This window comes from Rhizobium sp. AB2/73 (assembly GCF_020871915.1).
In the GTDB taxonomy this organism is placed as follows: domain Bacteria; phylum Pseudomonadota; class Alphaproteobacteria; order Rhizobiales; family Rhizobiaceae; genus Rhizobium; species Rhizobium dioscoreae.
Genome location: NZ_CP067072.1, coordinates 170019 through 192403 on the forward strand (window position 1 = coordinate 170019; position 22385 = coordinate 192403).

22 protein-coding genes are annotated in these 22385 nt (G+C 61.5%); 9 read left to right on the plus strand and 13 right to left on the minus strand.

Annotated features, from left to right (window positions below):
* The first annotated feature begins 91 nt into the window (after window positions 1-91).
* The 6 genes from I8E17_RS20455 (at window position 92) to I8E17_RS20480 (ending at window position 7589) form a co-directional block, all read left to right on the plus strand.
* A complete protein-coding gene (locus tag I8E17_RS20455) occupies window positions 92-1300 on the plus strand; it encodes a glycosyl transferase family 1 (protein ID WP_069610325.1) in 1209 nt (402 codons plus the stop codon).
* Entirely contained in the window at window positions 1297-2295 is a 999-nt protein-coding gene (locus I8E17_RS20460; protein ID WP_069610326.1) for a glycosyltransferase family 2 protein, read from the plus strand. Before I8E17_RS20455 ends, I8E17_RS20460 begins: the two co-directional genes overlap by 4 nt.
* Window positions 2292-3230 (plus strand): glycosyltransferase family 2 protein, encoded by a 939-nt coding sequence (locus I8E17_RS20465; protein ID WP_069610327.1) that lies wholly within the window; start codon window positions 2292-2294, stop codon window positions 3228-3230. The genes I8E17_RS20460 and I8E17_RS20465 overlap by 4 nt, the downstream gene beginning before the upstream one ends.
* A complete protein-coding gene (locus tag I8E17_RS20470) occupies window positions 3227-4252 on the plus strand; it encodes a glycosyltransferase family 2 protein (RefSeq protein ID WP_069610328.1) in 1026 nt (341 codons plus the stop codon). Before I8E17_RS20465 ends, I8E17_RS20470 begins: the two co-directional genes overlap by 4 nt.
* A 4-nt stretch (window positions 4253-4256) precedes the next feature.
* Window positions 4257-5162, plus strand: coding sequence for a UTP--glucose-1-phosphate uridylyltransferase GalU (gene galU, locus I8E17_RS20475; RefSeq protein WP_069610329.1), 906 nt, complete (start codon window positions 4257-4259; stop codon window positions 5160-5162).
* 84 nt (window positions 5163-5246) lie between these two features.
* Entirely contained in the window at window positions 5247-7589 is a 2343-nt protein-coding gene (locus I8E17_RS20480) for a polysaccharide biosynthesis tyrosine autokinase (protein ID WP_069610467.1), read from the plus strand.
* Here the strand turns inward: I8E17_RS20480 and I8E17_RS20485 are convergent.
* From I8E17_RS20485 to I8E17_RS20505, 5 genes are all read right to left on the minus strand, one after another.
* Window positions 7586-8482, minus strand: coding sequence for a DMT family transporter (locus tag I8E17_RS20485; protein ID WP_069610330.1), 897 nt, complete (start codon window positions 8480-8482; stop codon window positions 7586-7588). The two genes, I8E17_RS20480 and I8E17_RS20485, sit on opposite strands and share 4 nt — an antisense overlap.
* A 130-nt stretch (window positions 8483-8612) precedes the next feature.
* Entirely contained in the window at window positions 8613-9173 is a 561-nt protein-coding gene (locus I8E17_RS20490) for an NADPH-dependent FMN reductase (RefSeq protein WP_113366215.1), read from the minus strand.
* A gap of 268 nt (window positions 9174-9441) precedes the next feature.
* Window positions 9442-9879, minus strand: coding sequence for a nickel-responsive transcriptional regulator NikR (gene nikR, locus I8E17_RS20495; protein ID WP_069610332.1), 438 nt, complete (start codon window positions 9877-9879; stop codon window positions 9442-9444).
* A 79-nt stretch (window positions 9880-9958) separates the two neighbouring features.
* Window positions 9959-10717, minus strand: coding sequence for a precorrin-4 C(11)-methyltransferase (gene cobM / locus I8E17_RS20500; RefSeq protein ID WP_069610333.1), 759 nt, complete (start codon window positions 10715-10717; stop codon window positions 9959-9961).
* Window positions 10718-10736: 19 nt separating this feature from the next.
* On the minus strand, window positions 10737-11978 hold the full coding sequence (locus I8E17_RS20505; RefSeq protein ID WP_069610334.1) for a bifunctional cobalt-precorrin-7 (C(5))-methyltransferase/cobalt-precorrin-6B (C(15))-methyltransferase: 1242 nt from the start codon (window positions 11976-11978) through the stop codon (window positions 10737-10739).
* Here I8E17_RS20505 and I8E17_RS20510 point away from each other — a divergent pair.
* Window positions 11962-12732, plus strand: a complete 771-nt coding sequence (locus I8E17_RS20510) for a cobalt-precorrin-6A reductase (protein ID WP_113366216.1) — start codon at window positions 11962-11964, stop codon at window positions 12730-12732. The two genes, I8E17_RS20505 and I8E17_RS20510, sit on opposite strands and share 17 nt — an antisense overlap.
* Here I8E17_RS20510 and I8E17_RS20515 read toward each other — a convergent pair.
* The 6 genes from I8E17_RS20515 to I8E17_RS20540 form a co-directional block, all read right to left on the minus strand.
* Entirely contained in the window at window positions 12696-13460 is a 765-nt protein-coding gene (locus I8E17_RS20515) for a precorrin-3B C(17)-methyltransferase (RefSeq protein WP_069610336.1), read from the minus strand. The genes I8E17_RS20510 and I8E17_RS20515 overlap by 37 nt on opposite strands.
* Entirely contained in the window at window positions 13457-14194 is a 738-nt protein-coding gene (locus I8E17_RS20520) for a precorrin-2 C(20)-methyltransferase (protein WP_069610337.1), read from the minus strand. Before I8E17_RS20520 ends, I8E17_RS20515 begins: the two co-directional genes overlap by 4 nt.
* A complete protein-coding gene (locus tag I8E17_RS20525) occupies window positions 14191-14823 on the minus strand; it encodes a precorrin-8X methylmutase (RefSeq protein ID WP_069610338.1) in 633 nt (210 codons plus the stop codon). The genes I8E17_RS20520 and I8E17_RS20525 overlap by 4 nt, the downstream gene beginning before the upstream one ends.
* A gap of 2 nt (window positions 14824-14825) precedes the next feature.
* Entirely contained in the window at window positions 14826-16253 is a 1428-nt protein-coding gene (gene cobG / locus I8E17_RS20530; RefSeq protein ID WP_083258023.1) for a precorrin-3B synthase, read from the minus strand.
* Between the two features lie 57 nt (window positions 16254-16310).
* On the minus strand, window positions 16311-17087 hold the full coding sequence (gene cobF / locus I8E17_RS20535) for a precorrin-6A synthase (deacetylating) (protein ID WP_069610468.1): 777 nt from the start codon (window positions 17085-17087) through the stop codon (window positions 16311-16313).
* A 61-nt stretch (window positions 17088-17148) separates the two neighbouring features.
* Entirely contained in the window at window positions 17149-17985 is an 837-nt protein-coding gene (locus I8E17_RS20540; RefSeq protein ID WP_069610340.1) for a helix-turn-helix transcriptional regulator, read from the minus strand.
* A gap of 119 nt (window positions 17986-18104) precedes the next feature.
* Between I8E17_RS20540 and I8E17_RS20545 the strand changes: the two genes are divergently transcribed.
* Window positions 18105-19301 (plus strand): MFS transporter, encoded by a 1197-nt coding sequence (locus I8E17_RS20545; protein ID WP_069610341.1) that lies wholly within the window; start codon window positions 18105-18107, stop codon window positions 19299-19301.
* Window positions 19302-19361: 60 nt separating this feature from the next.
* On the opposite strand, the gene I8E17_RS20550 is transcribed toward I8E17_RS20545, so the two are convergent.
* Together I8E17_RS20550 and alr are read right to left on the minus strand one after the other, a co-directional pair.
* Complete coding sequence (locus I8E17_RS20550; RefSeq protein ID WP_113366217.1) at window positions 19362-20612, minus strand: D-amino acid dehydrogenase; 1251 nt, start codon at window positions 20610-20612, stop codon at window positions 19362-19364.
* A 31-nt stretch (window positions 20613-20643) separates the two neighbouring features.
* The gene (gene alr / locus I8E17_RS20555; RefSeq protein ID WP_069610469.1) at window positions 20644-21777 is read right to left on the minus strand and encodes an alanine racemase; all 1134 of its coding nucleotides are present in this window, start codon (window positions 21775-21777) and stop codon (window positions 20644-20646) included.
* A 123-nt stretch (window positions 21778-21900) separates the two neighbouring features.
* Here alr and I8E17_RS20560 point away from each other — a divergent pair, with 123 nt between their 5' ends.
* A complete protein-coding gene (locus I8E17_RS20560) occupies window positions 21901-22365 on the plus strand; it encodes an Lrp/AsnC family transcriptional regulator (protein ID WP_069610343.1) in 465 nt (154 codons plus the stop codon).
* The last annotated feature ends 20 nt before the right edge of the window (window positions 22366-22385 follow it).

Genomic DNA, 22385 nt, shown 5'->3' on the forward strand with positions numbered 1-22385 from the left:
GCGGCATCTCGCGCGGCCGGTTGCAATGCCACCATGCAACACCAACCACACCAGGCGCTCGGTCATGCCGGGCGCAAAAGCGGAAATTTTGATGCTGCATATACTGTATTTCGTCCATGATCTCGCCGACCCGGCTGTGCGCAGGCGGGTGCTGATGCTGCAGGCCGGCGGGGCACTCGTGACGCTCGCTGGGTTCCGGCGCGATGACAATGCGCTGGCTGCCATCCATGGTGTCGAGCCGATCGAGCTCGGCAAGACGCGGGATGCCCAGTTTGCGCAGCGCATCACGGCGGTGGCTAAATCGGCGGCGAAACTGCGTGGTGCGCTGCGCTCGGTCGCAAGGCCGGACCTCATCATCGGCCGCAATCTCGAAATGCTGGCGCTGGCCCATCGCGCCAAGTCCATTTTTGGCGGCGATATGCCTGTTGTCTATGAATGCCTCGATATCCATCGGCTATTGCTGCGCGACGATGTCGTGGGCAGCGCGCTTCGCAGTGCGGAACGCCATTTCGGTTCGCAGGCGGCATTGCTGGTGACCAGTTCGCCGGCCTTCATCGAGCGTTATTTCCGCCCGCGCTCCGGGCTACATGTGCCGGTCATGCTGCTCGAAAACAAGGTGCTGGCGCTTGAGCCCGCGGCGCGCGCCATCGCATCGACAGCAAGACCGCCGGCTGCGGGCAAGCCCTGGAAGATAGGCTGGTTCGGCGCTCTTCGCTGCCGCAAGTCCTTGGCCATACTCGATCAATTCTCGCGGCGGATGGAGGGCCGTTTCGAGATCATCCTGCGGGGCCGCCCGGCCTATTCCGAGTTCGACGACTTCGATCGCACCGTCCGCGATGCACCCTTCATGCATTTTGTCGGCGCCTACAAGAACCCCGAGGATCTCTCGGCGATCTATGGCGAAGTCCAGTTCTCCTGGGCGATCGATTTTTTCGAAGAAGGCTTGAACTCCAACTGGCTGCTGCCGAACCGCCTCTATGAAGGCGGTCTTTATGGCGCTGTGCCGATTGCGATCAAGGATACGGAGACGGCAAGGTTTCTTGCCAGCCGAAAGATCGGGCTTACGCTCGACCAGGCCGATGCCGAACATCTGACGGCGCTTTTGGATGAGATGGACACGAAGCGTTATCTCGACGCCTTCGAGGCAGTGGCTTCCCAGGATCGCAAGCAATGGATGATGGATCGCGCCGACTGTCAGGGGCTGGTGCAGCGACTGGCGTCGCTGACGCACGCCAATGAGCAGATTGCCGAAGTACAGGCCCTCCCACAACTGCATCGCAATAGAGGTGGATTGCAATGACGACCGAAAGCTCTGGGGACATGCGCTGCATAATCGTTATTCCTTGCCTCAACGAGGAAAAGCATATCGAGCCGCTGATCGCCAAACTCGGGCAGGCTCTGGACGAACTCGACGCCAGGATCGTGGTGGCTGATGGCGGCAGCACCGATCGTACGCGCGAGATCGTCCGGGATATGGCCGTAAGAGATCCCCGCGTTCTGTTGCTCGACAATCCGAAGCGGCTGCAGAGCGCAGCGATCAATCTCGCCATCGAGACGTTCGGCGACGATCATGAGTATTTCATCCGCATAGACGCCCATGGCGATTATCCCGACGATTACTGCCAGACGCTGGTGCAAGAGGCCGGTGCGACGGGCGCGGATTCGGTCGTCGTTGCCATGCGCACCATGGGTTTCAGCGCCTTCCAGAAGGCAACGGCCGTCGCGCAGAACTCCAAGCTCGGCAATGGCGGCTCCAAACATCGCGAGGGAGCCAAGGGCCATTGGGCGGAGCATGGGCATCATGCGCTGATGCGCGTTGCCGCCTTCCGTGCCGTCGGCGGCTACGACGAAACCTTCAGCCATAACGAGGATGCCGAGCTGGATTATCGGCTGAACAAGGCGGGGTATCGGATCTGGCTGACGGACAAGACCGCCATGACCTACTATCCGCGCTCCAGCGTCCCGACGCTCTTCAAGCAATATCTCGGTTATGGCCGCGGCCGCGCGCGCAATATTCTCAAGCATCGCAGCATGCCGAGCCTGCGCCAGATGCTGCCGCTTGCGGTCGTGCCGATTTTCATCGGTGCCTTCCTGGCGGTGCTTAACTGGATTGCGGTTATTCCGGTTGGTCTGTGGGCTGTGGCCTGTATCGCCTACGGTTTCTGGATCGCTCTTGGCCAGAAGAACCCCTACGGCCCCCTGGCCGCAATTTCCGCCATGGTCATGCATTTCGCCTGGTCCATGGGCTTCTGGATGGAAGTTTTCAGCTTCCGCAATCGCAGGGTCGCGTCATGACACAAGTCCATCGACGCCCCATTAAGATCGACATAGCGGTCTGCACCTATCGGCGGGCAGAGCTCGATCAGACGCTGCTGTCGCTTGCCGTGCTCAACGTCCCCACAGGTGCGGTCATCCGGATCATCGTCGCCGACAATGATGTGACGCCGAGCGCGCGGGGCCGTGTCGATGCCATGCGTTCGGCCGTACCCTTCGAGATCGTCTATGTCCATTGCCCGGCATCGAACATCTCGATTGCCCGCAATGCCTGCCTCGATCATGCAAGCGGCGATTTCCTTGCCTTCATCGATGATGACGAGACCGCTTCGGAAGACTGGCTGACGGAAATGCTCATCATGGCCGACACGACCGGCGCCGACGCCGTTCTCGGCCCCGTGCAGGCGGTTTACGCGAATGTCGCTCCGGCATGGATGCAGCAGGGCGATTTCCATTCGACTCTGCCGGTCTGGGTCGCGGGAGAAATCCTGACCGGCTACACCTGCAATGTATTGCTGCGCCGCGGCGCGCCTTCGCTTGCCGGGCGGCGTTTCAATATCGCGCTCGGGCGCAGCGGCGGCGAGGATACCGAGTTCTTCACCCATATGCACAAGGCGGGCGGCAGGATCGCCTATGCCGCGGATGCGCTGGTCTACGAACCCGTTCCCAACAGTCGGGCAACCGTCTCCTGGCTCTCGAAGCGCCGGTATCGCATGGGGCAGACGCATGGTCGCATGCTGCTGGAAGCCAGGGGTGGCTTCGGGCGCTGGCGCGCGATCGCGCTTGCAGGCACGAAATCTGCCTATTGCTTCGTTGTTGCGGCGTTGCTCTCGGCGTCGCCCATCAAGCGCCATCGCTATGGCCTGCGCGGGATCATGCATGCCGGCGTCGTCAGCGGCCTCTTCGGAGTTCGCGAAATAGAACAATACGGAAATCTGGAGAAGGCACCGCAATGACGGATTTCATCCCCGATGTCAGCTTCGTCATTGCTGCCTATAATGCCGAGGAAACGCTCGAGCGCGCCATTGACAGCGCGCTGGCGCAAGGTGCCGTCAGCATGGAAGTCATCGTCGTCGACGATTGCTCGACGGACGGCACGCGCGAGATCGCCGGCAACCATCCCGATCCGCGCGTACGACTCGTCGCCATGGCCCGCAATGGCGGCCCGGGCGCTGCCCGCAATGCCGGGCTCGATGCGGCTCGGGGCCGCTGGGTGGCCGTGCTCGATTCCGATGATGCCCTGCGTCCGGACCGCATGTCCCGCCTGATCGCCAGGGCGGAAAAGGCCGAGGCGCAGATCGCGGTCGACAATCTCGACGTCATCCGCGAGGACGTGGGCACGATGCTGCCGATGTTCCCCGAGGCGATGCTGGCACGCATGCCGACGCTGACGCTGGCAAAGTTCATAGCCTCCAACATGATTTTCCAGTCCGAGCACAATTTCGGTTATATGAAGCCGGTCTTCGAGCGAGCCTTCATCGAGAAGCATCGCCTGCGCTTCGATGAGACCCTGCGGATCGGCGAGGATTACATTTTCCTGGCTTCCGCGCTCGCCCGTGGTGGCCTCTGCGTCGTCGAGCCGACCGTAGGCTACTTGTATTACATTCGCGATGGATCGATCTCGCGTGTTCTCAGGCAAGACCATGTCGAAGCCATGCTTGCCGCAGACACCAGATTCTTCGCCGAACATCCCTTCGGGGCCGCTGCCCTTGCCGCACAGCGGCGACGCACGCGCAATCTGAAGGACGTCATCGCGTTCCTGAAGCTGGTCGACAGCATCAAGGAACGTGAATTGCAGGCGGTGCTCAAGATCGCATGCCTCAACCCGCGGGCGGTGCGCCATCTCAGCATGCCGATCTTTGCGCGTTTTCGTCGGTTGGCCGCATCTCTGCGGAGCGGTCGCCAGCCGTCGCCTACCTCCCAACTTTCCTCCCCCCTGCCCAACATGGGCGCAGGCCCTCACTCTAACAAAGGATAGAGCCATGGACCCCAAACGTCGTGTGAGAAAAGCAGTCATCCCGGTTGCCGGCAATGGAACGCGCTTCCTGCCCGCCACCAAGGCGATGCCAAAGGAGATGCTGACGATCGTCGATCGTCCGGTCGTGCAATATGCCGTCGATGAAGCCATCGAAGCCGGCATCGAGCACATCGTCTTCGTCACCAGCCGCAACAAGTCGGCGATCGAAGACCATTTCGACGACACGCCGGAGCTGATTTCTTCGCTGCAAAGGGCAGGCAAGAGCCACCAGGTCAGCGAGCTGGAACGCCTCCTGCCGCGGCCGGGCGCTGTCAGCTTCACCCGCCAGCAGGCTCCGCTCGGCCTCGGCCACGCTGTCTGGTGTGCCCGCGATCTGATCGGCAACGAGCCATTCGCGCTGCTTCTGCCTGACATGCTCTGCTACGGCATTCGCGGCTGCATGGCCGGCTTGATGGACCTCTATAACGAGACCGGCGGCAACATCGTCGCCGTCGAGGAATGCGCTCCGGAAGAAACCTCGAAATACGGCATTATCGGCAAGGGCGAGTCCGTGCGCCATGGCTTCGCCGTGACCAAAATGGTCGAGAAGCCGCATCCGTCCGAGGCGCCTTCAAACTTTTACCTCAATGGCCGTTATATTCTGCAGCCCGAGATTTTCGACATTCTGGCCCGTCAGGAGCGCGGCGCCGGCAATGAGATCCAGCTGACCGACGGCATGCTGCGTCTTTCCGAGACGCAGACCTTCCATGCCCAGGTCTATAACGGACGCACGTTCGACTGCGGGTCCAAGCATGGCTTCATCGAAGCGAACGTCGCCTTCGCGCTCGCTCGCTCCGATATCGGCAGCTTGGTCTATGACTCGATCCGCAACATGGTCGTCTCGCACGAAGCGCAGATGACCGCCGCTTAAGCCTGTTCACATTGTGGCCTGCGGCCGGTAAGGCCGCGGGCCGTGGCTATTGTTCATTCGGGCTTCTCCGACAAGGTGGTCGCCATGCATCAGAAGAACTTCACTTTCCACAGCGCTCTTCCGCAAGCGGAGTCGCAGGATAGCTTTATCGATCTCGACCGGCTGATGGCCGTCGTGGTCCGGCGCATCCGCACCATCATTTTCGCCGTGGCCGCCTTTGTCATCCTGGCCGTCGTCTATCTGTTGACGGCCACCTCGAGCTATACGTCGATGACGCAGATATTGCTCGACGAAACCATGACGAAATATGCCGAGGATCAGCCGCCGGCGGCAAGCAGCCAGCAGGCGGACATGGAGATCGCCAGCGCGGTCGAAATCCTCAAATCGAACGAGATGGCGTTGCGTGTCGTCGACACGGCGGGCCTCGCGGACAACAATACCTTGCTCAATCCGCCCGTATCTCCGGCGGCGTTGCTCAAATCCGGCGTTAGCCTGATCGTCAGCGTCTTCACGCCTGGCCGCCCGCCCATGACGCCCGAGGAACAGCGGGAAGCCCAGCGCCAGAAGGTTGCTGCTGTTCTGCAGGACAATCTGAAGGTCGAGCGCGTCACGCGAAGCTCGGTCGTAGCCGTCTCCTTCAGTTCGACAGACAAGCGTCTCGCCGCCAAGGTTACGAGCGCTTATGCCGACGCTTATCTGACCGACCAGCTGAACGCCAATTTCGACGCAACCGAACGCGCTTCCGTCTGGTTGCAGGAACGCTTGAACGACCTGCGCCAGCGCGCTCAGGAGGCTTCGCTGGAAGTCGAGAAATACAAGGCGGACAATGGCCTGACGTCAACCGGCGGCGAACTGATGTCGGAACAGCAGATTTCCGACCTCAACAAGCAGCTGATCATCGCCCAGGCCGACACAGCCAGCGCCGCCGCCCGCTACAATCAGTATAAGTCGATCATCGACCAGGGCCCTGATAACGCCGTCAAGAACGCGACCATCTCATCGAGCTCGACCGACAATTCGGTGCTGCAGGATTTGAAAACGCGCTATCTCGCCGTCGAAAAGCGCGAACAGGATGTCACGCAGAATTTCGGCGCCGATCATCCGCAGGCAGTGGCGCTCAAAGCCGAGCGGCAGGACATCACCCGGCAGATCTATCAGGTCCTTCAGCAGCTCACCGCCAGCTACAAGAACGAGTATGATGTCGCTCAGTCGCGGGCGGAATCGCTGCGCGAAAGCATCGACAAGGTGGTCGGCAAGAATTCCGAGGCCAACAAGTCGCTGGTTCACCTGAATGAGCTGAACCAGAAGGCATCGGCGCTGAAGACGCTTTACGAATCCTATCTCGGCCGCTTCGAACAGGCGACCCAGCAGCGCTCGTTCCCCATCGCCAAGGCCCGCGTCATTTCGGTGGCCGGCGTGCCCACTGCGCCGTCCAGCCCGAAGAAGACGCTCGTCATGGCGCTCTCAGTCATCCTCGGTCTGATGGTCGGCTGCGGTGTAGCTGCATTCCAGGAGTTCCGCGACCGTTATTTCCGCGTCGAGGCCGACGTGCGGGCTGCTCTCGGTTTGAAATTCCTGGGCTATCTGCCGCTGCTCGGTCAGCAGAGCAAGAGCAAGAAGAAGTCGCGCAGGGCCGATGCCGGAGCGGAGCCGATAACGGCGGAAGAGGGAGAAAACGGCGTCGCCTTCGAGCGCATAATGCGCATCTCCGTCGAAGCGCCGCGCTCGATCTTCGCCGAGACCTTGAGGAATGCGAAACTCGCCAGCGACGTGATGCTGCAGGGGCGTGCCGACCGTGTTATCGGCGTCGTCTCGGCACTGCCGGGCGAAGGCAAGTCAACGACGGCTGCCAATTTTGCCGCTCTGCTTGCGAGCAGCGGCAAGCGCACGCTTCTCATCGACGCCGACTTGCGCAATCCAGGTCTTAGCCGGACGCTGAAGACGCCGCCGCAGGCGGGCCTGATCGAGGCTGTGCTTGGCGAGGTGCCCTGGACGAATGCCGTGAAGGTCGACCCGCGCACCAAGCTTGCCATTCTTCCGGTCGCCGTGCGTGATCATCTGCTGCACACCAGCGAGCTTCTATCCTCGCAGGGCATGCAGCATCTGATGGAAAATGCCCGCAAGATGTTCGACTACATCATCGTCGATCTTGCGCCGCTTGGTCCCGTCATCGACGCAAAGGCCTTCGCGCCGCAGGTCGATGCCTTCCTGCTGGTGACCGAATGGGGCGCAACGCCGACCAATCTGGTGCGTGATGTTCTCGAGCAGGAGCCGCAGATCAACTCGCGCATCCTCGGTGTGATCCTCAACAAGACCGACATGTCGGAACTGCCGCGCTACAGCGATTTCGGTGGAACGGAGCGCTACCGGCAGAAATATGTGAGCTACTATACCGAGGTGCAGCCACGCGCCCAGGTGGATGCTTAGCCCGCCGGTCTCTTGCAGGTCTTGAGCCGGGTTCTCGCCAGCGCATGTTCGCGCCAGATGGTGAATATGCCCGCCGCAACAACGATGAGCGCGCCTAAGATCATGGGCGCGCTCAGCTTTTCTCCGAATATCATGACACCGATAATGGCGGAAAAGACGAGCTGCAGATAGGTCAGCGGCTGGATCACCACCGCGTCCAGCATGTCGTAGGCTCGGATGAGGAAATAATGGCTTGAAACACCGGTCAGGCAAAGAATGCCCATGAAGATCCAGTCATGGGGCGCAAGCGGTGTCCAGAAGAACGGCCCGATGCAGGTCATGGCGATCGCGCCCACCACGCCCGTATAGAAAAAGCTGGTCATGGCGCCGTCTTCGCGGCTGACATAGCGTGTCAGGACGACGTAGAGCGAAAATAGCAATGCGCCGAAGAGCGGCACCAGGAAGCGCGCATCGAAGACGCCGCTTTCCGGCTTCAGGATCAACAGCACGCCGAAGAAACCGAAACAGATCGCCAGCCATCGCCGCCAGCCGACCTTCTCGCCGAGGATGGGGATCGACAGCAAGGCCACCATCAGCGGACCGGATGAAAAGATCGCCTGCGAATGGGCAAGGCCGACGACGACGAAGGACGAGATGGCGACGACGATCTGCGCGGCGAGCAGCAAGCCCCGGGCAATCTGTAGGACAGGACGCTTGGTTCCGACGTTGCGCCGCAAGCCGCCCGGTGCGCGCGAAGCCATTGCGATGGCGAAAAGCATGAAAGCCCAATAGCGGATCATCGCCACCAGAAGCGGCGGGTAGGCGCTGACAAGGTGCTTGGAGATGCCGTCCTGTATGGCGAATATGCTGATTGCCAACAGCGTGAAGACGTAACCGGTACTATTGGATTTCATGGCTTTCGAAGGAAGACGATGCGCGGGGCCAGGGAGGCGCCGGGACTCGGCACCACATTCACATTAGGTCATTCATCGGTTCAATCATAGGCTCCATGTTTGCGGTCCGGTCCACCCGCAGAGCCACGCATCAGTCCTTTTTGCGATCCGCGACGAAGGTCGTGAAGCCATCGATGAAAGCCGCAAGATTGTGCTTCACTTTCTCGTCGACGATTGCGCCATCGGCATCAAAAACACTGCCGGCACGTGACACCATGAGCCGACCGCCGAACCAGGCTTCGGCGCCGAGCGTGCGCAACACCGTCAACCAGGCGTTCTGGCTGAGGATGGTACCGAAATTGCCCGGCGAAGCGCCGAGGACGGCGATCGGCTTTCCGCCGAAAACCTGAGCGATGTCTGTAGAGGGCCGGCTCATCCAGTCGATTGCGTTCTTGAAAACGCCAGGAAGTGAATTGTTGTATTCCGGCGTAAACAGGATGAGGCCATCGGCTGAAATGGCGAGGTCTTTGAGTTCCCGTACTTTTTCCGGAATGCCATCCGCAGCCTCGAGATCGGCGTCGTAAAGCGGCACGCCGTGGATGGTGCGGGCGATCAGCTCGACGCCGTTTGGTGCCAATTCGACGGCCGCGTGCAGCAGGGCCGTGTTGAAGGAGCCTTTACGCAGGCTGCCCGGTATGCCGAGTATCTTCATCGCTTCCCCCATTTGCCGTGATGGGAAGACATTTACGCTTCGTCGTACTTCGTCAAGGCCTGACGGAATCTTATGTGGTGAGCAAGAACTTCGTTTGACCATACTTGCCGTCGGGGAGGCATGACCCGGATCGGCGCTGAAGCCGATGCTGGCCGCCGCCGGCATCGCTGGCCCTGTTGAAGCCGCTTGGTTTTGGTTGCCGCTCTCAAGGAGTGTCGCCTATATCATCAGCTCTGACGGGGTAGTCCGCGGGCAACTTGCCGTCCGCTCAGTCATGCAAATGGGGTACGGGGTGGTCTGCGCCGTCGTCGGATGGAATGATGTGCAAGTTCCCGAAGCGTACGCCGCGCTGCGTCACGACGCTGTCGGCAAAGGTCTTTATCTCGTCCACCTTACCCTTCAGCACGGAGACTTCGAGGCAATCTTGCCCATCGATATGAACATGAAGCGTCGAGACCGAAAGATCGTGGTGATCGTGTTGCGCCGTCGTCAGCCGGCGCGACAGGTCGCGGGTCTCGTGTTCATAGACATAGGCAAGGGCCGCGTAGCATCGCGCTTCGCCATCTATGGTCGGCTGCGCGCGGGTCACGGCATCGCGCACGAGATCGCGCAAGGTTTCCGAGCGGCTTGCATAGCCGCGCTGCGCGCTGATCTTGTCGATCGTCTCCAGAAGATCGTCATCAATGGTGATGGTGATGCGCTGCATTTCCTGATCCTCTTTTCCCCAACGGCTTGCCGCGATCGACTAGAGGAAATTTCGAGGGGATTTGCAACGGTGTCCGGCGTTATTGGCGGCCACGGAAACGACGCTGATAGGTGGGATCGTAGAGCGAGCTTTCGCGGAAATCGCTGGCGGCGAGCGACGGGCCGACGAAGATCAATGCGGTGCGCTCGATCGGCTGCGCCGCTACCTTTGCCTCAATCGTGGCTAGCGTGCCCCGGATAATCCGCTCATCGGGCCAGGAGGCCTTGACGACAATCGCAACCGGACAGTCCGCGCCATAAAGCGGCGTCAGATCCTCGACGACTTCCTTGAGTGCATGGATGGCCAGATGGATCGCGAGGGTCGCGCCGGTCGCGCCGAATTTCGCTAGCGTCTCATTGTTTGGCATCGGCGAGGCACGACCGGAAACGCGGGTCAGAACTAGGCTTTGGGCGACGGCTGGTATGGTCAGTTCGCGGCCGAGCGCCGAGGCGGCAGCCGCGAAAGCGGGAACGCCTGGGGTCAGTGTATAGTCGATGCCATGCTGCTCCAGCCGGCGGATCTGTTCGGCAACCGCGCTCCAGACCGAGAGATCGCCCGAATGCAGGCGCGCGACATCCTCGCCCGCTGCATTGGCTTTCAGGTATTCGGCCTCTATCTCGTCAAGCGACATCGGCGCGGTATCGATGATGCGGGCGCCGGGTGGGCAATATTGCAGCAGTTCCGGCGAGACGATCGAGCCGGCATAGAGGCAGACCGGGCATTTGCCGATCAGGTCGCGGCCGCGCACCGTGATCAGGTCGGCGGCGCCTGGGCCTGCGCCAATGAAATGCACTGTCATCACTCTACCTCATTCTCAATTATGGCTTGATCCAAGACCATTGCATCACCGGCATGGCTGGCCGCCAGCCGGTCATTCGGCCGACAGGTGCGGCGCGTGCTATATCGATGCGGATCAGGGAGCCGCCCCGGCGTGCCTGTTCGGCCAGCAGCAACGCTTCCATCTCGGTCGTAACGGCATTGGCGACCAGCCTGCCACCGCTTTTCAATTGGCCGATGGCGGTCTCCAGCACGCCGGCATTGCTGCCGCCGCCGCCGATGAAGATCGCATCCGGTGCCGGCAGGCCGGTAAGAGCAGCCGGCGCCCCGCCTTCGACAACTGTCAGGCCCGGTACACCGAAATTCGCTGCGTTTCGGCGGATTCGAGCGGCGCGTTCGACGGAAGCCTCAATGGCAATGGCGCGTAGCGAGGTATCAGCCAGCATCCATTCGATGCCGATCGAGCCGGAGCCGGCACCTATATCCCAGAGCAGCTCACCATAACGCGGCGCCAGAGCGGATAGCGTCATCGCGCGGATCTCCCGCTTGGTGATCTGGCCGTCATGCTCGAAAAGTTCGTCGGGGAGGCCTGCGCTTAGCGGCAAAATCCGCGCGCCGGCTTCCGCCTTCACGTCGACGCCGCAGATGTTCAGATCGTTGATGCCGGAGAGGCTAAAACTAGCCGCAGTTTCCCGGGAGACTTTTTCGTATGGACCGCCAAGCGCTTCCAGAACCGCCAGTTCTGACGGACCGAAACCAGAGCTGCGCAGTAGGGCGGCCAATTCGGCGGGGCCTTTGCCATTGGATGTCAGCACTAGGATCTTGCGGCCCGAATGCAGGTGCGGCCGGATCAAGTCGATGGACCGGCCATGGAGCGACAGAACCGTCGTCTCCTGCAGGGGCCAGCCGAGGCGCGACGCGGCAAGGCTGAAGGAGGAGGATGCTGGGATAACGGTCATTTCAGCGGCCGGAATGTGCCGCGAAAGTGTCGCGCCGACTCCGTAGAAAAAGGGGTCGCCAGAGGCGAGAACCACGGTCGGCTTGCCGCGCCGGGCAAGCACCACCTCGATGGATTTTTCGAATGGCGAAAGCCATGTCTGGGTCTCTCCGGTGATGACAGGACCCATCAAGTCGAGATGGCGCGCTCCGCCGAAGACGATGCGCGCTTCGGCGATCAGTCGCTTGGCGTCGTCGCCGATGCCGGCTGGACCGTCTTCGCCGATGCCGATAAGAGTAAGCCAGCGTTGAACTGAAGGTGTCTCAGCCATGGGCAAGGTCCGCATTCTGATCCTCGGCGGCACGACCGAGGCCCGAGCGCTGGCGGCGGCGCTTGCCCCGCGCACTGATCTCGATATTGTTTTGTCGCTTGCCGGACGAACCGCCGATCCGGCGCCGCAGCCCGTTCCGGTGCGCAGCGGCGGTTTCGGGGGCGCAGAGGGACTTGCCCGCTATGTCAGCGATGAAAAGATCGATCTGGTGATCGATGCCACCCATCCCTTCGCGGCCCGCATCTCCGCCAATGCCGCGCAGGCGGCTGCTCAATGCGCTGTTACGGCCTTTGCGTTGCGCCGTCCGGCGTGGGTGCCGGTCGAAGGCGATGACTGGCTTTCCGTACATAGCGTTTCGCAAGCCATCGCTGCACTCGGCGATGTGCCTTTGCGCGTTTTCCTGGCAACGGGGCGGCAGGAGGCGCATTATGCGAACGCGGCGCCGCAGCATCATTACTGGGTCCGCAGCGTCGATCCCGTCGAACCGCCGCTGACCGTGCCTGACGTCAGCTACATCCACAGCCGGGGTCCGTTCCGCCTGGAGGATGAGCTGGAGATGCTGCAACGGCATGGAATCGAGGTGGTCGTCGCCAAGAACAGCGGCGGTGACGCGACCTATGGGAAGATCGAGGCAGCGAGGCGGCTCGGCATCAAGGTGATCATGGTCGAGCGCGCGGAGACCGCCGGCTTGCCGGTGGTCGAAACGGTAGACGCTGCGCTCGATCGGATCGATCATTTCGTCTCTTCCCTGATGAAGCGTGGCGTATAGACCAGATCCGGTCGTCCCTCGCGGGCAATGACGCGCGTCTCGGCCGAGCCGATGATGACGCAGGTCGCCATATCCGCCTGCGAGGCCTCGGCATCGGCGAGCCGAGCCACTGTCATGCGCTCGTCGGGACGACCGGCGGCCCGACCGAAGATGACAGGTGTTTCACCGGGCAGCACGGCGCTCAGGATTTCGAAGGCTTTGCCAAGCTGCCAGGGCCGCGCCTTGCTGATCGGATTGTAGAACGCGATCACAAAGCCCGCTTCGGCGACGGCGCGGAGGCGACTCTCGATCAGCGGCCAGGGCTTGAGATTGTCCGAAAGCGAGATCGCGCAGAAATCGTGCCCAAGGGGAGCGCCGATGCGGGCCGCAACGGCAAGCATGGCCGTGATACCCGGCACGACGATAAGGTCTACCGTCCGCCATTCAACCGGACCATGATCGATCGCCTCGCAAACGGCGGCCGCCATGGCAAAAACACCAGGATCGCCGCCGGAGACGACGCAGACATTGACGCCGGCTGCCGCCCGCTGCAGCGCCACCTTGGCGCGATCCAGCTCCTCTCGATTGTCGGATGCCTGGCGCATTTGATCGCTGCGCAATGTCAGGCGGTCGAGATAGGGGCCGTAACCGTAAAATTCATGAGCATCCGCCACGGCAGCAAGTGCCTCCGGCGTCGTCTGCTGGGGATTACCGGGGCCGGTGCCGATGACATAGAGACGTCCGCTCATGGCCTGTTTTCCCAGCCAGGAACCAGCACAAGGGAGAAATAGGGCGCTTCGGCATCGTCGCGGCTGGCAAGCGGCGTCATTGCGCCGTTCGCCATCGTGCCGCGCTCGACATAGATCGCTTCCTCCAGCCGGCCGGCGGCATCGAGCGCGCGGCGGATTTTTGGCAGATTGCGGCCAACCTTCATGATCACGGCAGCCTGCGTATCGCCGAGGCGGCGGGTTAGCTCGGCCTCCGCCATCGTTCCCGGCAGCACGGAGAGAATGTCGTCTCCCTGCACCATTGGCAAGCCGGCGAGAGACCAGCAGCCGGACATGGCTGTCACGCCCGGGATGACTTCAGTGGGGAACCTATCGGCAAGGCGCACATGCAGATGCATGTAGGAGCCATAGAAGAGCGGATCGCCCTCGCTGAGTACGGCAACCGTCTTTCCTTCGCGAAGATGCGCCGCCACCATCTCGGCCGAGGCGTCGTAGAAGGCGGTGATCTGACGGAGATATTCCGGCGCGTCCTTGTCGATCTCGGTCGTGACGGGATAGTAGAGCGGCAGCAGCGTTACGTCCGCCTTCAGCAGATCGCCGACGATGGCTTTCCCATTGCCGCCTCTACCCTGCTTGGCGAAGTAAGCGACGACATCGGCGCGCTCCAAAGCCTTGACGGCCTTGACTGTCAGCAGTTCGGGATCGCCAGGCCCGGTGCCGACGCCGATCAGATTTCCGTTGGACGGCGCACTCATAGACCAGGCCTCGCAAGCGCGTTGAGGGCGGCTGCCGTCATGGCACTGCCGCCTAGCCGGCCGCGCACGATGGCAAAGGGAACGCCGTAGGAGTTCTCGGCAAGGGCATCCTTCGATTCCGCCGCGCCGACGAAGCCGACGGGCATGCCAATGATCGCGGCTGGTTTCGGCGCACCATCGCGCAGCATTTCCAGAAGGTGGAAGAGGGCGGTCGGGGCGTTGCCGATGGCGACGATCGAGCCGGCGAGGCGGTCTGTCCAAAGATGCATGGCCGCAGCCGAGCGCGTGTTGCCGATGGACTTGGCAATCTCGGCCGTGCGCGGATCCTGCAAGGTGCAGATCACTTCGTTGGCGGCAGGCAGACGGGCGCGGGTGACGCCGCGGGCGACCATCTCCGCGTCGCAGAAAATCGGCGCACCGTCAGTCAGCGCCTTGCGGGCGGATGCGACGAAATCGGGAGAGAAGAGAAAATGTTCTGCCGCTTCAACCAGCCCGCAGGCATGAATCATGCGGACGGCGACATCGGCCTCGGCTTCAGGGAAACGCTGGAGATCGGCTTCGCTGCGGATGATCGCAAAGGAGCGCTCGTAGATCGCATCCCCTTCGCGGATATAGTCATAGTCAGGCATTTCTATCCCTGTCGTAAGGCCGTCGCGATTGCGTCCCGGCCGAGCCGTTTAAGACACTGCTGTGCCGATTCGCCAGCAGCTTTGTTGTTTCGCACCAGTTCCCCGAGCGCAGCCAGCGCCGATTTCAGATCTTCCTTATGGATGTAAGCCACGGGCTCTGATGATGCTGACCCATTTACGACAATAGCATAGCCCGTTGCAGCACCGACGATGGTCAGCATCGCCGGGGAGGGATGGGCACAGCCTTTTGCGCAGCCGGATAGATGCACCTTGAACGAACCATCCAGCAGCTCACGCCCGATTTCGACCAGATCGGCGGCCGCCTGTTTCGTGGCGTAGTGGGCAGAGGCGCATGCGCCGGCACCGGAACAGGGAACGGCATAATTTGCGGGATCATCGGCGCGTGTCTGAAAGCCGCAATCAGCTGCCGCGGCGAGAATGCCTTTGATCCGCTCGCGCGGAAGGCCGAGCAGCAACAGGCTGTGTTCGGGGCCTGTCCGTAATTCATGCGCCCCAGCCATCTCTGCAAGGTCGAGAAATCGGATGAGGTCTTGAGCGTGGATTTGACCGAAGGCGGGCCGCAATCCGAGAGCGGGCTGTTCGTTGTCGAACGGAATGACGCCGATAGCAAGGACGGATGAGTTAGTTTCTCGTCGAGGGAAGCTGGAAGGGGCAGGAAACTGAGCTTGCAGGGGGGCAATCTCCAAGTCGCGGCCACGGGCGCGGGGTCCGATTCCAGCCAAGGTTTTGAGCAATGCCATGACACAGGCTATCGCTTCTTCGCCAGGCAAGACGACAAGCCGTGTGGCCGTCGCCTCGGTCCCCGCAACGGCAAGAGTCCAAAGCTCTCGGCCATCGGCGGCAGTGACAGCCTTCAGCCTGATATCCGCCGAGAGTTCGTCAAGCACGAGCCGTCCGCCGCCGTCAACGATAATGGCGAGCTTTGCAGCGAGCAATGGCTTGGGACGAAGTGCACTGATGGCGCTTCGCAGACGCTCAGAAAGCCCACGCGCATCAGCAATCTCGGACGGATCGACACCGCTGAGCGGCGGGACTTCGATCGCGATGCCGCTCTCTGGCACGATGCCGGCCCGATCGATATCGGCGGCCAGTCCAGGCATGCTTTGCAGCGTCATGCCACGTAGCTGAAAATTGCCGCGCGCAGTGATCTCGATCAGGCCATTGCCGTGTCTCTCGGCCGCTTCCGCCAAGAGGCGTAATTGCGCGATAGTCAGCCCCGGGGTCGATGGCCGCAAGCGAACAAGAAGGCCGTCGCCGGTCTGCATCGGTGCACTCACCGAGGGGCAGGCACCGCGAACCATGGACGGGAGGGGCGATGCAGCGCCCTCCTCGGCAGCCCCCCCCTGAGAGAAGCACGCTTGTTCCTCCACTGTCTGCGCGTCGACCGCAACCATAAGACTGTCCTTCATAAGGGACGTTTCCTTGCACAAACCGGATCGACGGGCAAACGATTTGGTACTTGGCGCTTATTCAAGATCGTCGAAGTCCCGCCCCTTACGCATAAGATAGATATCCATGATCCATCCATGCCGGGCGCGGGCTTCGGCGCGGGTCGCAAGAATCCGCTCGGAAACGTCCGCCAGCCTGCCGGCGATGATGATTTCATCCTTGGTGCCGAGATAGGCTCCCCAATAGATATAGGCATCGGGATCGTCGATCTTGCTGAAGGCCTGCTCGCCATCAAGCATGACGACGGCCGTTTCGGCGATTCCGGGAAAGCTCTCGGCCAATCGCCGACCGGTGGTGATCTGCACCGGCTTGCCGACGAGGTTGAGGGGGATGCGATGGCTTGCCGTCAGCGCCTGGATGCTGGTGACGCCGGGAACAACGCTGTAATCGAAAGCGACTTTGCCGCGGCCGACGACACGCTCGAGGATGCGAAGCGTGCTGTCATAAAGGCCCGGATCGCCCCAGACGAGGAAGGCAGCGCTCTGGCTTTCCGTCAGATGTTCCAGAAACAGCCGCTCGTAGGTCGCGGAAATCGCGTCATGCCATTCATCGACGCTCCGCACATAGCTGCGATCAGCCGTCTGGCGTGACGGCACGTCGTAATCCACGTAGCGCGTGGCTGGATTGGTGACATAACGTTGGCAGATTTCACGCCTGACATCGGCAAGCTCGCTCTTGGATGCACCCTTGCTGGGGATAAGGATGACGTCGGCCGCGTTCAGCGCATTGATGGCCTGCACGGTCAGATGTTCGGGGTTTCCCGTGCCGATCCCGACGATGTGAATATGCCGCATATGCTTGCCCTCGCTCTTCAGCGCTGTTTGCCGGAAGCATACGATCATTTCAAGAGGAGCTTCAGGCCGATTGCCGCTCAAAGGTCCAGCGGCTGGCCATATAGCTGCGCGGCGAGGTGCCGAGCATGCGGCGGAACATGGTGGTAAACGCCGCCACGCTCTCATACCCTGCTTCGAGCGCGACGTTGGTGACGGGCTGGCCCTCCGCCAGTTGCGGCAGGCAGGCAAAGACGCTTGCCTGCTGGCGCCAGGTGGTGAAGCTGATGCCGGTTTCCTTGCGGAATTGCCTGGTGAACGTTCGCCGGCTTACCGAAAGCTTTTCGGCCCAATCATCCAGCCTGGCATTAGGCGATGGGTTGGAGAGATAGTCGCGGCAGAGCGCAGTCAATCGGCGGTCGTACGGGAAGGGCAGGCCGAGCGGACGCTCGGGCAACGTTGCGATTTCCTCGACCAGTAGCGACAGAACGAGCTTGGCCTTGCGATGGCTGACCGGCGCCTCCCGCAGCCGAATGGCTTCGAGCAGCAGGCTGCGGGCAAGGTCGGTCACTTCGACGACACGCGGCGCTTCATCCTTCGGCGGCTGGCCGCGCGGCGTCACGTAGACGGATTTCATGCTGACGTCGCTCAAGATCTCAATCGAATGCTCCAGCCCGACGGGGATGAATAGGGCATGGCCGGGCGGCACCATCCAGCGGCCGCGCGCCGTCATGATCAGGGCGACGCCGGCGAAGATGCAAAGCAGCTGCGTGCGGCGGTGGTGATGCCAGGGAACCGTGTAGCCCTGCGGCGGCTCGGCGCTATGGACGAGTACGTCGGCTGGCGATTCCTCCATCCAGCGCATGTTTCGCACATGGTCATCGTCGAGGGTTGCCAGCAACTGTTTCGATAGCTTTTCCATTTTGGCCCGATCGAGAAACTATTGGACCAAAACACGAAAGAAGGACATTCGCAAGCCGTGCTAAAGGCGGACTAAGTCATATCGTCGGCAAGTCTCGCCGGCGCAGGAGGATTCCCCACATGGTTGCGGAAGTTGCGGGTACGCAGGCCCGATATCAAAAGACGACGATGTCGATCGTTATGGCGGTCAGCGCCTGTCATCTGCTGAACGATACGATGCAATCGCTGCTGACGTCGCTCTATCCGATGTTCAGAGAGAATTATGCGCTCGATTTCGTGCAGATCGGCCTGTTGACGATGATGTTCCAGATCACCGCCTCGCTGCTGCAGCCGGTGGTCGGTATCGTGACCGACAAATGGCCGATGCCCTATTCGTTGCCCGTGGGCATGGTGAGCACCTTTGCAGGCCTGGTGCTGCTTGGCTATGCCGGCAGTTTCGGCGTGCTCCTGATTGCTGCAAGCCTGATCGGCTTCGGTTCGGCAGTCTTCCATCCGGAGGCGTCGCGCGTCGCACGTCTCGCTTCGGGCGGACGTCACGGGCTGGCGCAGTCGCTGTTCCAGCTCGGCGGTAACGCCGGCTCGGCGATCGGGCCGCTCATTGCCGCGTTCTTCGTCCTCCAGCATGGCCAGAAGAGCGTCGCCTGGCTTTCGGTGCTGGCCGTCATCGGCTTCATCGTTCTGAGCTGGGTCGGCAACTGGTTCATCAACCATCGTCGCCAGCAGTCGGCGCGTCCCGCCCCGAGCCGCGCCTTGCCGATCGCGCGCAACAAGGCGATGTGGGCGCTTGCCATCCTCATCCTGCTGACGGCGACGAAGAACGTCTACATGGCGAGCATTTCGAGCTATTTCACCTTCTACGTCATCGACAAGTTCCATCTCGATGTCCGGGATGCGCAGCTGATGCTGTTCCTCTTCCTCGGCTCCGTTGCTATTGGCACCATCATGGGCGGGCCGGTGGGCGACCGTCTGGGTGCGCGTTTCGTGATCTGGTTCTCGATCCTCGGCGTCATCCCCTTTGCGCTGCTGATGCCCTATGCGAACCTGTTCTGGACCTGCGTCCTGACCGTCGTCATCGGCCTCGTGCTTGCCTCGGCCTTCCCGGCGATCGTGGTTTTTGCGCAGGAGCTGATCCCCGGCCGCGTGGGACTGATCGGCGGCATCTTCTTCGGTTTCGCCTTCGGGGCGGGTGGATTGGGTGCGGCTTGGCTCGGCGATTTCGCCGATGCGCGTGGCATCCCCTTCGTCTATACGCTCTGCTCGTATCTGCCGTTGTTGGGATTATTCACGATCTTCCTGCCACGAATTCCGCGGCATTGATCGAAACCGGCGGGCGATCAGCCCGCCGCTGTTTTGAGCGCCCGCTTTGAGACCCCTTTGTCAGGCGTAGCGGCTGATCGCGAGGTCGGTCGCGTCGATATCAGGCTTGCGGCCACTGACGAGATCGCTGATGACGCGTGCCGAACCGGAACTCATGGTCCATCCAAGCGTGCCATGACCTGTGTTGAGATAAAGCCCCTTGATCTTCGTCGGTCCGATGATCGGCGTGCCATCCGGCGTCATCGGCCGCAGGCCCGACCAGAACGAGGCCTTGGCGACGTCGCCGCCGGGGAAGAGATCGGTGACGGAATGCTCTAGCGTCCGGCGCCGGGCAAGCCCGAGATCATTGGTATAGCCGGAAATTTCCGCCATGCCGCCGACGCGGATGCGGTCGCCGAGGCGAGTGATGGCGATCTTGTAGGTTTCGTCCATGACGGTCGATTCCGGGGCGCGCGAGGCATCGGTGATCGGGATCGTCAGCGAATAGCCTTTAACCGGATAGACGGACAGGCTGATGCCGAGCGGTTTCAGCAGCAGCGGCGAATAGCTGCCAAGCGCAACAACGATCGCATCGGCATCCATGCCTCCACGATCGGTCACCGCGCCACGTACTTGGCTGCCCTCGATGTCGAGCCCCTTGATCGTCGTGCCGTACTGGAACCGGACGCCAAGCTCAATCGCTTTTGCAGCAAGCGCATTGGTGAATTTGAAGCAGTCGCCGGTCTCGTCCTTCGGCGTCAGCAGACCGCCGGCGATCTTGCCGCGGACATGCCGGAGGGCCGGTTCGACGCGGATGCAGCCGTCGGGATCGAGCACCTCATACGGAATGCCATCGGCCGCAAGAGCCTTGACGTCCTTGGCCGATGCATCGAGCTGCGCTTGCGTGCGGAAGAGCTGCAGCGTGCCCTGCATTCGCTCGTCATAGGCAATACCTGTCTCTTCGCGAACCTGGGCGAGAGAAATGCGGCTGTAATCGGCAAGGCGCAGCATGCGGCTCTTGTTGATCGCGTAACGCTCCGACGTGCAGTTCGACAGCATCTTGACGAGCCATGAGAGCATGGCGCCATCGACCTTCGGGCGCAGGATGAGCGGCGCGTGGTGCATGAACAGCCACTTGATCGCCTTCATCGGAATGCCGGGGGCCGCCCAGGGCGAGCAATAGCCGAAGGAAACCTCGCCGGCATTGGCGAAGCTCGTTTCCAGCGCCGGCCCCTGCTGCCGGTCGATGACCGTAACCTCGTGGCCCGCCTTCGCAAGCTGATAGGCTGACGTCACGCCGATGATGCCGGCACCCAGAACGACGACTTTCATGATGTCCTCAGAGACTTGAGAGATGGGAAGGTCAGCGATATTGACGGTGGAAGCGATGGCCGAGACTGGTTAGGATTTCATAGGAAATCAAGCCGGCGTCGCGCGCAAGATCATCCACGGTCTGATGATCTCCCAGAACTTCCACCATGCTGCCGAAAGAGAGCGCGCCTTCGGGCAAGGCGCTGATATCGATTGTCGTGCTGTCCATCGAAACGCGGCCGACAATCGGCAGACGCACGCCGTTGTAATAGACGGCGCCGCGATCGCTGAGGCTGCGTGGCAAGCCGTCGGCGTAGCCAGCGGCGATCGTCGCGAGCCGGGTCCTGCCTTTCGTCACATGCACGCCGCCATAGCCGACCCGGGCGCCTTCCAAAACGGTCCGTGTCTGCACCACGGCAACTTCGAGCCGGACAACCGCTTCCATGGGGTTGGCAACGCCACCGGTGGGAGCACCGCCATAAAGAGCGATGCCTGGCCGCGCCAGTACGCCATGGAAATCTCCGCCAAGAAAGATGCCGCCGGAATTGGCGAACGAAACATCGTATTGCGGAAACTCCGTTGCGACGCGGCACATTTCGGCAAGCTGATCGCCGTTTTGCCTGCTGTCTGTCTCATCTGCGGAGGCGAGGTGGCTCATGATGAACAGGATATCGATGTCGTCGGATGTCTGCAGACGAGCTGCGACGGCGCTTCTTTCTTCCGGCGGTATGCCGAGCCGCGACATGCCGGTATCGAATTGGAGAACCGCAGGCAGTCGCCGCTGCAGGAAGCGCGCGACGTCTGACCATTGCTGCAGCTGCTCGAGAGAATTGATGACAGGCACGATGCCGCCATCGGCGCAAGCTACCTCGTTGTCGGGCAGCAGGCCGTTCAGGACGAAAATCGTCGCATCGCCAGGGAGCTGCGAACGCAGCCGCAGCGCCTCAATGAAGTGGGCGACGAAAAAGTGACGGCAACCGCGCTCGTAGAGTGCTTTCGATACCTGATTGGCGCCAAGTCCGTAGGAATCCGCCTTGACGACGGCGGCGGCTCGCGCCGGTGCGACGATAGTGGATAGCTTGTCATAGTTCCGGCACAGCGCCGCCAGATCGATCGTCAGATAGCCACACGCTCCACTAGCGATCGCCAATTTTGGCGCCCGGGAATCCACAATACCACCGTCCATATCCGCCCTCGCTTTCAAAATAATATTATTGAAAGGATCGCGAAATTGCTCGCTAAACAGTGATTGATTATTGTCTAAATGCATTGATATTGAAAGGATCTGCGAATTTTTGAAAGAATCCACATGCCCGCTCTCGACGCCATCGACCGCAATATTCTCCGCTTGCTTCGCCTCGATGCTCGAGTGAGCAACGCCAAGCTGGCAAGCGAAGTGGGGCTGTCGCCATCGGCCTGCCTGCGGCGCATTAAATTGATGGAACAGGCGGGCGTGATCAGGGGCTATACGGCCCTGGTGGACACGTCCCAGGCAGAAGCATCGATCGCCGTCATCATCAACATCACGCTCGAGCGGCAAACGGAAGAGCATCTCGATCGTTTCGAGGCGGCGGTACGCAAACATCCCGAGATCAAGGAATGCTTTTTGATGACGGGCGGCTCCGACTATCTGCTGCGCGTCGAGGTCGCCAATCCCGGCGACTTCGAACGCATCCATAAGGATATTCTGTCGACCATGCCGGGAGTGCTGCGAATCCATTCGAGCTTCTCGATCCGCAATGTGCTTGCGACGCGGCCGAAGGGGCTGCGTTGAATCGACCGGGATTGAGCACC